The organism is Fulvivirga sp. M361 (genome assembly GCF_007097395.1).
Lineage (GTDB): Bacteria > Bacteroidota > Bacteroidia > Cytophagales > Cyclobacteriaceae > Fulvivirga.
On record NZ_VKDC01000006.1, the window covers coordinates 313,557 to 326,164 of the forward strand.

Below are 12,608 nucleotides of genomic sequence, written 5' to 3' on the forward strand. Positions count from 1 at the left end.
AATCCAAACATTTTATCGCATTAGCAGGAAAAATAGCGTAGATTTTAAGTCTGGAACGTTCACCCCTAAAAGATTGATAACATGATTACACTTTGCATTTCCATAATAGTATTGATCATAGGGTATTGGCTCTATGGCAATTTGCTTGAACGTGTTTTTGGAGTTGAGGCAGAACGACCTACTCCTGCTCAGTCGAGGGCAGACGGTGTGGATTTTGTGCAACTACCCATATGGAAGATATTCCTTATCCAGTTCCTTAACATCGCCGGGCTGGGTCCCATTTTTGGGGCCGTGGCCGGAGCGCTTTGGGGACCTGTGGCTTTTCTCTGGATTGTACTCGGCAGTCTCTTTGCAGGGGGTGTACACGACTATTTTTCAGGGATGATGTCCATCCGTCATGAAGGTAAAAGTATTTCGGAAGTATCAGGATACTACCTTGGTAATGGAGTGAAGCAGTTTATGAGATTATTTACCGTTCTGCTCATGATTATCGTAGGGGCTGTCTTTCTTCTGGGGCCGGCTAAGATCCTCGCCGGTATGAGTGAAGGATACATAGGGTTAAGTGCATGGGTCATGATCATCCTGGTGTATTATATTCTATCTACCATATTGCCGATCGATAAAGTCATTGGCCGCTTTTATCCCATCTTTGGTTTTGCGTTGATCTTCATGGCGCTTGGACTATTCATGGCCATGTTTGCCAAAGGGATGTCCGTACCGGAGCTTTCGTTTGCCAGCTTTGGTAACTTTCATTATCAAAGTGAATCATTCCCGGTATTCCCGATGCTCTTTGTAACGATTGCCTGTGGCGCCATTTCAGGCTTTCATGCTACACAATCACCTATCATGGCGAGGTGTATATCGAATGAAAGACAAGGCAAAAAAGTCTTTTACGGAGCCATGGTTACGGAGGGAGTGGTAGCTTTGATCTGGGCTGCTATTAGCATGAGTTTCTTTGGCGGTATCCAGGAGCTGAACCTGGAGATGCTTGATAATAATGACAATACTGCTCTGGTAGTGAATACAATTTCTAATGGCGCCTTAGGGAAAATAGGTGGATTACTGGCAATATTGGGTGTGGTAGCGGCCCCCATCACTTCCGGTGACACTTCATTCAGAAGTGCCAGAATAATCATTGCTGATTTCATGAAAAGCGATCAAAAATCAATAAAAAACCGCTTGCTGATCAGTATGCCGTTATTCCTGGTCGGGTATTTACTTACCCTCATCAATTTCGGAGTAATATGGAGATATTTTGCCTGGACCAATCAAACATTGGCTACCGTAGTATTATGGACGGTGACGGTGTATATGATCAAAAAAGGAAAATCGTATTGGATAGCTCTGATACCGGCAGGCTTTATGACCTCCGTAGTTGTTTCGTACATTCTTCTTGCTCCGGAAGGTTTTGGGTTACCGGTAGATCTTTCCATCTATATTGGCGTGATCACTGCTTTTGTATCTATGCTTTTTGTCTTAATAAAAACAGGTCAGCGCAAATTAAAACCGGATATTGAGACCCTTGCCGAATGAAGTATGATGTCTTGCAGGTCTACAAGTTTTTAATGGGGTCATTCTATATACAGAGACATTTCTTGTAATTTGATGTTTATTCCGGACCATGAAAGCGCTTTTCAGATATACTTTAAGGATACTCTCAACCCTTTTATTGTTGGTGGTCGTGGTATTAGTGACCGTATTGTTGCAGCAAGTGGACCCGGAGCAAAAAAGACCTGCCATTGAAACCTATTCCTTTGCGGATACACTGGCCAACCGGGAATATGACCTGGATAGTTTAAGAGCTATTATAGGTGATAACAAAGGTCTTCCTGAAGGGTTTGAAATAGCGGCGGCCATTGCTTATTCTGCCTACCCGCAATTGAAAGAGGTAAACATTGATATGATACTTACGCAGACGGGTGCACCAATGGAAGCTACGGTGGATATCTGGTCACTGTTTGGTTCTGGTAAGCATCGGCAATATCTTATTTTATTGAATGATGCCCAAAACACCTTTTTTGACCCGATCCTGTTACGGGCACTCCCGTTTGATGCTCAGGTGGGGATTTTGGCACACGAACTGGGGCATGTAGCCTATTACCATAAGCTGAGCCTGTTTCAATTTGGTAAATGGGGATTGAAATATTTGAAGAGCAATGAATTTCGTGCGTCCCACGAGCGCACCACCGATCTGATGCCGGTATATCATGGATTAGGGAGTCAGATCTACCAGTATGCCTCGTTTGTTCGGAATGATCCCACCTGTAAGTCTCTGTATGAAATGGAAAAAGATTTCATAGATACCTATTATATGACGGACCGGGAGTTGTGGGAGGTGATAAATGAATAGCTGGTAAAATTTAAGATGATTAGTTTTGTAGCTTTATATAGAATCGAAAAAATAGATTTGATGAAAAGTTCTTTGTTATGAAATGCATTAAGATGGTTCTTGTCCTCTGTTTTTCATTACCATTCATGGTCATGGGACAGTCCTTGTTGATCAGGAATATTAACGTAATAGATGTAAACACAGGGGACTTAAAAGCTGATCAGGATGTCCTTGTAGTGGATAATAAGATAAGCAAGGTAGGAAAACGCTTAAAAGGGCCTGAAGGTGCCATCACGCTGGAGGGTGTCGGAAAATTTTTGATGCCCGGCTTGATAGATGGGCATATTCATTTTTTCCAAACAGGTAGCGTTTATACCAGGCCTGACGCTATTGATCTGAGACAAATGAGGTCATACGAAGAAGAGCGGGAACTAGCCTTTGAGAGTATACCTGACCAGTTCTTGCGCTACCTGCGTCTGGGCATTACCACAGTGGTAGATGTAGGCGGGCCATTTCAAAACTTTCAGATCAGGGATGAAGTAACCCAACAGCACCTTTCTCCGAATGTCTTAGTCACCGGACCGCTTTTTTCTTCAGTAAGCAGAGAGAAATTAGCGCTGAATGATCCGCCGATCGCCAAAATACCCACTATTGAAACAGCAGATTCTCTATTTGATAAAATGCTGACTTACGATCCTGATCTTATTAAGATCTGGTACATTGTGTCTAAGGAACTTCCTGCGGAAAAGACCTACCCGGTCATGGCTCATATTGCAAAAAGGGCCAGGGAAAACAATTTGCCGTTGGCGGTTCATGCTACTAACTTGAATACGGCTAAGCTGGCGGTAAAAATTGGGGCAGATGTATTGGTACATAGCGTAAGTGACCAGGTAGTGGACCACGAATTTATCACTGCCTTAAAACAAAATGATGTCACTTACATCCCGACCTTACTGGTAGGTAAAAACTATGGCAGGACTTTTTTATCCAGTCCGTCCAATCATCCGCAGGACCTGGCGTGGGCTGATCCCTTTCTTTACGGAACATTAACCGACCTGTTAAAATACAATGAAAAAGACCTGCCTCAAAGAGTTGTCAGGCTAAGAGATAATCCCGGGCAGATTTGGGAAAGTTATGCCAAAAGTGATTCCATTATGGATATTAACCTTTACAAGCTGGTTAAGGCAGGAGTAAATATAGCTACCGGTACTGATGCCGGAAATATCGGTACGATGCATGCCTCGTCCTATTTTCAGGAATTGGAATCTATGCAACGTGCAGGGTTAAGTACAGAAGAACTGGTGAAGGCCTCTACCATCCAGGCTGCCAAAGCGTACGGTCTGGATAAAGAACTGGGAACCATTGAAGCCGGTAAACTTGCTGACCTGATCGTTTTAGATAAAAATCCACTGGAATTAATGGATCATCTTAATACGATCGAGTATGTAGTCAAGAGTGGCAGGTTGATAAAAACGGATACATTGATAAAGGAATCACCTGCCGAGGTGGTTCAAAGACAGGTAAATGGCTACAATGCCCGGAATATCGATGCCTTTATGGCGACCTATTCCGATGACATTGAACTTTATAGATTTCCGGATGAACGTTTTGTAAAAGGGGAGGAAGAAATGAGGAACAGATATGCCAAAATGTTTGAAATGACCCCTAATCTTTATTGCGAGATAAAAAACAGGATGGTGTTGGGAAATAGGGTCATTGATCAGGAATATGTGAGGAAAAATGATGCATTTGTCAATGCAATAGCCGTTTATGAGGTGAACGATGGTAAAATAACGAAGGTGACATTTATTAAATGACCACCTGTTCTTCATTTGGTGTGATGGTGATTTATAGAGAGCTCCTATGGTCCATTGCCGGGACCACCCCGGAATACACGGGTGATCAAATACCAAATTTTTTGTTCGTGTAGTTTTAAGGTAGGTTATGATACTTTCTACCGGGTTATTGATATTTTCTTAAATATCATTAAAGCATTCAAATTGCTCTCAGGTTCAAGTAATACGGCTTTCAGGCGGCTTGTTCTGTTGAATTTTTTCGGGCATTGCTACTGTTTTAAATTATATTTTACAGACAAAGGTAAACTTAATTGAAGCTGTTCCGTATATTACAGACAAAATGAAATTAAATAACGATGAATAGAATACACCTGGGTGAATTTGAAGAACTTGTTTTACTCACAGTGGGCGTACTCTATCCTGACGCATATGCTGTAGCCATCACCAAAGAAATCACGGCACAATCCGGCCGGTCTGTGAATGTCAGTGCAGTTCATAAGTCATTGTACCGCCTCGAAAATAAGGGGATGCTTACCTCAGAACTCAGTGACCCTGAATCAAAAAGAGGAGGGAAGAGGAAACGGTTATTCAGTATTACACCTTTTGGAAAAAAGGCTTTGGACGAGTCCATGGAGCTAAGGATGAGCCTCAGGAAACAAATACCCGAGCTGGCGTTTAAATGGCAAATCAGCTAGAATGTGCAGAAAAACGGATATACCGAAAATACCTCACGCATTATTCAAGTGGTACTGCAGGCCGGAAAGGTATGAGGAATTGCATGGTGACCTGGAGGAGTTCTTTTATGAAAGAGTAGATGAATACGGTGCCACCAAAGCCAGGTTATACTATTTGCTGGATGTAATCCGCTGTTGCCAGTCCTATGCCTGGAAAAAAACCGGACGTCAAACCAACTTAACGATTAGTATGTTCAGAAACTTTTACTTCACTGCCATTAGAAATCTCATTAAGAATAAGGGCTATTCATCTATTAACATAGCTGGCCTGACCATCGGGATGACGAGCTTTATTTTTATTAGCCTGTTTATTGTCAACGAGTTAAGTTATGATCGATTTCATTCTGACTATAAAAATATATATCGGGCGAGGTCAGAAGGGCAAATTCGGGCACAACGGGTAGATAATGCCACTACTCCTTCACCAATGGCCAAGACCTTACTCAATACTTATCCCGAGGTGGTGAAGGTTACCCGTGTCAGAAAAAGCGATCCTTTGCTGGTGGAGAAAGGAAGTAGTAAGATCAATGAGGAGGGTATACTGTATGCAGATTCCACCTTTTTTGACGTATTTGACTTCAACTTGGTGGAAGGAGACCCGGCTACTGCTTTGGTTCATCCAAGGTCAATGCTATTGACAGAAACGTATGCCAAAAAATATTTTGGAGAAGAAGAACCTATAGGTAAGCACTTAAGTATCGAAAAGGACACGATCCTATATACAATAACCGGTGTGTTAGAGGATGTCCCGGCAAATTCACACATTCAATTTAACATGCTGTGCTCCATGAGTTCCAATGCCTCCTGGGACAATGACCGTTGGGTGGACGGACTTTTTTACACTTATGTGATACTCGCTGACAAGGTGAATGTAGAAGCCCTGGAGGAGAAAATGCAAGACCTCGTATACCAATATTTGGCGCCTGAGATAGAATATTACACAGAATTGACCATGGCGGAATGGGAAGGCTCGGGCAACCATGTTACGTATAGTCTTTTTCCTGTTAAGGACATTCACCTTTATTCGAAGAGTATCAGAGAAATTGGGGTGAATGGCAATATCTCCTACATATATATTTATTCTGTAATAGCCCTGATCATAGTATTCATTGCCATATTCAATTTTATCAACCTGGCCACTGCACAATCTACATCAAGAGCAAGAGAAGTAGGAGTGAGGAAAGTAATGGGTTCCACGAAAACAGGGTTGATATACCAATTCATATTCGAGTCTGTTATCGTTTCATCGATCTCCACCATTCTTGCGGCAATACTAGTGACTGTGTTTATGCCATCTTTCATCCATTTGGTCGGTAAACCTCTGACCTTTGGACTTACCTCCAGTTATATCGGATTGCTGGCCCTATTTGGTTTGACCATTGTAGTGGGTGTACTGGCCGGTAGTTATCCTGCATTTGTTTTAGCCACTTCTAAGCCGGTAGATGCATTAAAGGGAGCATCACGTTCAGGTTCCAGGGTGGGGTGGCTACGCAATTTTCTGGTGATCATACAATTTGCCGCTTCCATTGTCATTATTATAGGGACCCTAGTGGTGTACTATCAGATTGATTTTATGCTGACTAAAAACCTTGGGTTCGACAAAGAGCGTACCTTGGTGATCAGAAGACCTGATGCATTGGCAAATAATTTGGAAGCCTTTAAAAATGAGCTGCTCCTGGACCCTGCGATCAGTGCTGTGGTTAACTCTAAGACCATCCCGGGAAAAAACTACGCAATAAGGTCTTATCGCCGGAAGGATCGTTCTGAAACACACATATTTAAAAACAATCAGGTGGGTTTTGGATATGAAGCGGTCATGGGGCTTGAATTAATTTCCGGCAGGTATTTCTCTCAGGAATATAGTTCCGATTCCAATGCTGTTATCATCAATGAGTCAGCTGCAAGATCACTTGGTTTTGAGGACCCGATAGGTCAAAATTTAACCTCTTCGTTTAGAAGGGGAGAGCTATTGGAGATTATTGGAGTGGTAAAAGATTATAATATAGAATCACTACATAGGCCCATTGAACCTACATCCCTGGAATTGAGGCCAACTACTACCAAAGGATATATCAGTGTGAAAATGACAAGTGATCTTAATGTGCGTGAGACAATACAATATATCGAGAAGGCCTGGCACACTCATTCGGATAAGCCCTTGCAATACTTTTTCTTTGATGAAGATTACGAGAACCTCTATAGATCTGAATCAGCTACAGGAAAGGTCTTCGTTGTATTTGCCGCACTTTCCATTTTTATTGCCTGCCTGGGATTGATTGGGTTAATTGCCTATACCATTGCTGTTCGTAAAAAGGAAATAGGAATAAGAAAAGTGCTGGGGGCGAATACAGGCATTCTGATACGGTTATTGTCAAGTGAAATAGTCCGGCTGATCATTATTGCTACCCTGGTTTCATGGCCCCTGGCATATTTTGCAACCGATTACTGGCTTCAAAATTTTGCAGATCGCCTGGACATTGACCTCTGGATCTATGCCGTACCTACGCTTATTGTACTATTGATAGGCTGTTTGGCGATCAGTTTCCAAACGATCCGGGCCTCCCTGAGCAATCCTATCCACGCATTGAAGGAGGAATAAAACGATAAATGAAAACAAATAACAACATACCGAAGATACCTCACGCTTTATTCAAGTGGTATTGCCAGCGGGAAAGGTACGAGGAACTGCATGGCGACCTGGAGGAATTCTACTATGAAAGAGTGGATGAATACGGGGTTACCAAAGCCCGTTTATACTATCTACTGGATGTAATCCGCTGTTGCCAACCTTATGCCTGGAGAAAACCAAAGGGTCAGACTAACTCAACGATTATCATGTTCAGAAACTACTCAAAAACGTCACTCAGAAGATTAATGAAAAATCCGATGAGTTCTTTTATCAATGTCTTTGGATTATCTGTTGCCATAGGTATTTGTATGCTCGTGTATGCTTTTAACGGCTGGGTGAGTGGTGTGGATCAGTTTCATATAAACAAGGAGAAAGTCTACCTGGTCACCATTTTTGTAGACAGAGATGGCACACTACAGCAAAATGGGCAAACACCAAGGCCATTGGCGGAAATGTTGAAAGGAGATTTTGGACAGATACAAAAAACCTGCAGAGTAAAGGATGGGAACGTTGTAGTGAAATACGAAGATAACGTCTTTCATGAGCGTGTTAGATACGTTGATCCTGAATTTCTGGAGATGCTCACCTTCCCGTTGAAGTGGGGATCGATTCGTTCTTTGCAGGATCCTAACAGTATTATTCTCAATGAAGAAATGTCGGTTAAGTACTTTGGGGCTGAGAACCCTGTCGGTAGCGATATTCTGATGATCTTTGATGAGAATAACAGTAAAGCTTTCAAAGTAGGGGGTGTGGCAAAAGCGTTCCCTGATTCACATGCTATTCATTTTGACTTTCTGGTCAACTTTGAAAATATAAAAGCGGCTGATCCTGCCTATGACACGCACGATTGGAGTGCCTTCATAGACGCGACACTGATCCAGGTGGATGATCCATGTCATATCCCTGCTATAGATAAGAGAATGGTACGGTACAAAAAAATGCAAAATGAAGCCCAGGAAGACTGGGCCATTTCATCTTTTGCCTTTGAACCACTGGCCACACTGTATGAAAATTCTGTTAACATAAAAAATAGCATTTCCAGTCCTTATTACTACAGCAATCACCAGGCGCGCATTATTCTGTCCATTCTGGCTTTGTTCATGCTGGCTCTGGCCTGTTTTAACTACATTAACATAGCTATTGTCTCCGCAGCCAAAAGGTTGAAAGAAATAGGCTTAAGAAAGGTGATCGGCGCTAATCGCAGGATGGTCATTATACAGTTTTTAGCTGAGAATATGTTTGTGACCTTTTTTGCGTTGATCATAGGCATTGTTTTGGGCGTTACCGTTATTATCCCATGGTTTGAAGAGCTCAATAACTTCAGTACAGATTTTGAGCTTTTGGATGGGAAACTTTGGATATTCCTCACTTTAGTATTGTTTATAACAGGATTCTTATCTGGTATTTATCCGGCTTTTTACATTTCAAAATTTCAGGTGGCCACCATTTTTAAAGGCTCTGCGCAGTTTGGCAGGAAGAACAGGATGACTGAAGTGTTTTTAGGCTTTCAATTGATCTTGTCATGTATTCTTATTGTATGTGCTGTGGTATTCACTCAAAATAATGACTACATGGCGAATCGCAGCTGGGGGTATGATCCGGGACATGCACTTTATGTAAACGTGCACGACTATGCTGCCTTTGAACAATTAAAAACGGCTATAATACCGGACCCAAATATCGTATCTGTCTCAGGCTCGGAAAATCACCTGGGGCGAAGTCATGTAACCACGGTTTTGCATTTTCCTGACCGGTACTACGAAGTAGATCAATTAGCGGTGGATGCTCATTATTTTGAAACGATGGAATTGGAACGGGTTGCCGGAAGATTATTTTATGAAGATGCTGAAAATGACAAACGGACCGTGGTGGTAAATGAACTTTTAGTCAAAAATCTCGAGCTAAATAATGCTTTAGGGACACAGTTTGAGATAGATAGCATACAGCACGAAATTATTGGTGTCGTAAAAGACTTTCATTCTTACAGTTTTGCCGAGGCAGTGCAACCCACCATTTTCAGGGTGGCTGACGAAAAGGAATTCCAATACCTGTCCATGCGGGTAACTCCCGGGACAGAAATGGAGACGTACAAAACCTTACAATCCCAATGGGCAACACTATTTCCCGAGATCCCTTTTCAGGGAGGATATCAGGAAGACGTATGGGGCAATTATTTTGAAGAGGTTGCCAGTCATGGACAATTTTGGAGGATAGTGGCGTTCATCGCGATTTTATTGGCCGGTTTGGGCTTGTTTGGCCTGGTCTCGCTTAATGTAGCAGGAAGAGAACGAGAGTTCAGCATCCGAAAAGTATTGGGTGCCAGGCTAATAAATATAGCCGTGAATATGATCAGGCAGTATATAGGGCTGTTTGCACTGGCCTTGCTGATAGGTGCTCCTCTCAGTTATTATTTGATCACTATGTTTTTTGATTTAGTGTATGAGTATCATATACCCATCAACTATACAGGAGTAGTCATTTCTGTGCTGATGCTCACTGGTGTTTTACTAATTGTGATTTCCTCACAGCTTGGGCAAATCTCCAGGTCTAACCCGGTAGACGGATTAAAAGCGGAATAATAGCACTCGTTGCGTTCGAAATAGTGACCCGTTAGCCGGGCGGTTGGAAAAGAGGTGTGTATTGTACTGTTCCGCCGTAACAATCCTGATACTGAGTCGTCATACTGTAATAGATAATTAACAAGCCACTAGTGGGTTAAAAACAAATGATAGTCAATCACAAAACCATTGACCTGTTTGATAAACCTTTATTTACCTGGGTGAATATCCGTACTCCCATGGAGACAAGTGTTCCCTTACCTTCTGAGGCATGTTTTGCCTATATTATAGATGGAGATGATCAGGTGGTATCTTTTGAAGACGGAATTAGGGTAGAAGCAGGTCAGGCCATACTCTCATTATGTGGTCAAATGATGGGACATACGCTTTCAGAGCAGGAATATGGACAATTCACTTCCATAATCGTTCATTTTCATAAAGAGGTGCTGTTAAAGGTCTATGAGAATGGTCCGCCTCCTTTTTGGAAAGAGTTAGAAGAACCTGTTACGCAATACATTGTGCAAATGGCTGCATCGGAATTGGTAAAACAGTATTTTGCCGGAGTGGCTTGTTTCTTTCATAATAGAGAGGCCATATCCCAGGACATCCTCATCCTGAAGTTAAAGGAAATTATCCTTCTCCTTTTACAAACCAAAGATGCACCTGTGGTCACAAAGATCATGAGCAGCTTGTTTTCTCAACGTACCTTTGGTTTTAAGGAAATAGTGGAAGCGCATATCTGCGGTCCGGTAACCACTGAGAATTTGGCCTTGCTTACCAATAGAAGCATTTCCACTTTTAAGCGTGAGTTTAAAAAGATCTACAACACTACACCCGGAAATTATATCATCAACAAAAGGGTGGAAAAGGTAGCTAAATTACTTAAGGTGTCCGATGAAAGTATCAGTAGTGTGGGATACGAATGTGGATTTAGTAGTCCCGCACACCTTTCGCGTGTGTTCAAAACTAAATATGGCATGACACCGAGTGAGTATCGTTTGAACCTTTCAGATAAGTGATCGGATGTTTCAGATAACATCAACGTGTATTATTTAACGACTTTTGTGTCAATAAATACACGAAATATGGCGTGTCAATTCGTATTTTTCTCCATCACAGTTTTAAAAAATATGCCTATGGATGTATTGATATTTAAAACCAACATTTCCTCGAAAAAAAGTGTCCTGGAACTTGAGCCTGTTCTTGAAGAGCATCCTTATGTTATCATTTGGTCAGTGGATACGGAAGATATAGATAATGTATTGAGAGTAGAAACTTCAGGAAACATAAGCGAATACGACATTATTGATCTGGTCAGGACAAATGGATTCTATTGTGAAGTATTGGGTGATTAGCGTTCATTTTAGACTATGAAAGCAATTGTTTGGACAAAATATGGAACCCCTGATGTGCTGGAATATAAAGAAGTGGCAAAACCTGTTCCTAAAGACGATGAAGTATTGATCAAAATTAATGCAGCATCCGTAACACCGGGAGATTGTGAGATCCGAAGGTTTGACATCCACGTGCTATTCTGGCTGCCACTACGTATTTATATAGGGATCAGAAGGCCCAGGCACACTATGTTGGGAATGGAGCTTTCCGGAGAAATAGAGGCCGTAGGTAAAGAGGTGAAACGTTATAAGAAAGGTGACCAGGTATTTTGTGGCACAGGTATGCGTTTTGGCGCCTATGCCGAATATAAATGTCAAAAGGATACTTCTTTCATGGCCATAAAACCAGTCAATATGAGCTATGAAGAGGCGGCTACAATTCCTACAGCAGGCATAAATGCATTGCACTACCTGAGAAAAGGAAATATTCAGCCTGGTGAGAAGCTTTTGATCAACGGTGCGGCAGGGTGTTTTGGTACTTACGCCATACAAATTGCTAAAATGATGGGAGCGGAAGTGACCGGTGTCGACAGTACAAAAAAACTGAAAAAACTACTTTCCCTGGGCGCAGATCATGTCATTGACTATACGCAGGAAGACTACACCCAAAACGGGCAGACCTATGATGTCATTTTTGATGTAGTAGGGAGAGGCTCAGTTTCAAAGGCGATGAGGTCGCTAAAGAAAAACGGACGTTATGTTTTATCCAGTCCATGGGTTCTGCAGGTGGTGCAAGGGCTTTGGAGTGAAAGGATAAACAACTTGCCGGGCCGGCGAACAGGCAAGAAATTTATCTTTGAATTAGCGAGTGAAAAGACGGAAGATCTTGCTTACCTCAAAGAATCTGTTGAGGCAGGTAAGCTAAAAGCAGTCATTGACAGGACCTACTCTTTGAAACAGACCTCAGATGCACACCGATACGTGGAAACAGGCGAGAAAATAGGTAATGTGGTCATCACCATCTAAAGAGAGCAGGGGCATGGCGCCTAGGGCGAGGAGGAATGAGCATGGTGCAAAGATTCCTTATCAGCCCAAATTAAGCATTTGAGATCCTGAATGTATTTTCACACTCTGTTTCTTTAATAAACTACTTATAAACGTGGAATACATAAGTAGATGGTATGCTCAAATTAAACTACCTTTATACCTTCCTTTAATTATTCTTTTT

The 12,608-nt window shown here is 42.0% G+C and carries 9 protein-coding genes; all 9 read left to right on the forward strand.

From position 1 onward, the window contains the following. Positions 1 to 81 precede the first annotated feature (81 nt). The 9 genes from FNH22_RS08505 to FNH22_RS08545 all read left to right on the forward strand — a co-directional run bounded on the left by FNH22_RS08505 (position 82) and on the right by FNH22_RS08545 (position 12,406). Entirely contained in the window at positions 82 to 1,533 is a 1,452-nt protein-coding gene (locus FNH22_RS08505) for a carbon starvation protein A (RefSeq protein WP_143397928.1), read from the forward strand. An 88-nt stretch (positions 1,534 to 1,621) separates the two neighbouring features. Further along, positions 1,622 to 2,350, forward strand: a complete 729-nt coding sequence (locus FNH22_RS08510) for a hypothetical protein (protein WP_143397929.1) — start codon at positions 1,622 to 1,624, stop codon at positions 2,348 to 2,350. Positions 2,351 to 2,481: 131 nt separating this feature from the next. Beyond that, complete coding sequence (locus tag FNH22_RS08515) at positions 2,482 to 4,146, forward strand: amidohydrolase family protein (RefSeq protein ID WP_185154130.1); 1,665 nt, start codon at positions 2,482 to 2,484, stop codon at positions 4,144 to 4,146. Between the two features lie 335 nt (positions 4,147 to 4,481). Continuing rightward, positions 4,482 to 4,820 (forward strand): PadR family transcriptional regulator, encoded by a 339-nt coding sequence (locus FNH22_RS08520; protein ID WP_143397931.1) that lies wholly within the window; start codon positions 4,482 to 4,484, stop codon positions 4,818 to 4,820. 1 nt (position 4,821) lies between these two features. Continuing rightward, positions 4,822 to 7,458, forward strand: coding sequence for an ABC transporter permease (locus FNH22_RS08525; RefSeq protein WP_143397932.1), 2,637 nt, complete (start codon positions 4,822 to 4,824; stop codon positions 7,456 to 7,458). Positions 7,459 to 7,466: 8 nt separating this feature from the next. Beyond that, positions 7,467 to 10,067 (forward strand): FtsX-like permease family protein, encoded by a 2,601-nt coding sequence (locus FNH22_RS08530; protein ID WP_143397933.1) that lies wholly within the window; start codon positions 7,467 to 7,469, stop codon positions 10,065 to 10,067. Positions 10,068 to 10,213: 146 nt separating this feature from the next. After that, on the forward strand, positions 10,214 to 11,065 hold the full coding sequence (locus FNH22_RS08535; protein ID WP_143397934.1) for an AraC family transcriptional regulator: 852 nt from the start codon (positions 10,214 to 10,216) through the stop codon (positions 11,063 to 11,065). 117 nt (positions 11,066 to 11,182) lie between these two features. Next, positions 11,183 to 11,401 (forward strand): hypothetical protein, encoded by a 219-nt coding sequence (locus tag FNH22_RS08540; protein ID WP_143397935.1) that lies wholly within the window; start codon positions 11,183 to 11,185, stop codon positions 11,399 to 11,401. A gap of 15 nt (positions 11,402 to 11,416) precedes the next feature. Continuing rightward, positions 11,417 to 12,406 (forward strand): NAD(P)-dependent alcohol dehydrogenase, encoded by a 990-nt coding sequence (locus tag FNH22_RS08545; RefSeq protein WP_143397936.1) that lies wholly within the window; start codon positions 11,417 to 11,419, stop codon positions 12,404 to 12,406. Positions 12,407 to 12,608 lie beyond the last annotated feature (202 nt).

Coding starts and splice junctions, on each gene's coding strand:
- FNH22_RS08505 (WP_143397928.1), top strand. CDS start 82: ATGATTACACTTTGCATTTCCATAATAGTATTGATCATAGGGTATTGG.
- FNH22_RS08510 (WP_143397929.1), top strand. CDS start 1,622: ATGAAAGCGCTTTTCAGATATACTTTAAGGATACTCTCAACCCTTTTA.
- FNH22_RS08515 (WP_185154130.1), top strand. CDS start 2,482: ATGGGACAGTCCTTGTTGATCAGGAATATTAACGTAATAGATGTAAAC.
- FNH22_RS08520 (WP_143397931.1), top strand. CDS start 4,482: ATGAATAGAATACACCTGGGTGAATTTGAAGAACTTGTTTTACTCACA.
- FNH22_RS08525 (WP_143397932.1), top strand. CDS start 4,822: ATGTGCAGAAAAACGGATATACCGAAAATACCTCACGCATTATTCAAG.
- FNH22_RS08530 (WP_143397933.1), top strand. CDS start 7,467: ATGAAAACAAATAACAACATACCGAAGATACCTCACGCTTTATTCAAG.
- FNH22_RS08535 (WP_143397934.1), top strand. CDS start 10,214: ATGATAGTCAATCACAAAACCATTGACCTGTTTGATAAACCTTTATTT.
- FNH22_RS08540 (WP_143397935.1), top strand. CDS start 11,183: ATGGATGTATTGATATTTAAAACCAACATTTCCTCGAAAAAAAGTGTC.
- FNH22_RS08545 (WP_143397936.1), top strand. CDS start 11,417: ATGAAAGCAATTGTTTGGACAAAATATGGAACCCCTGATGTGCTGGAA.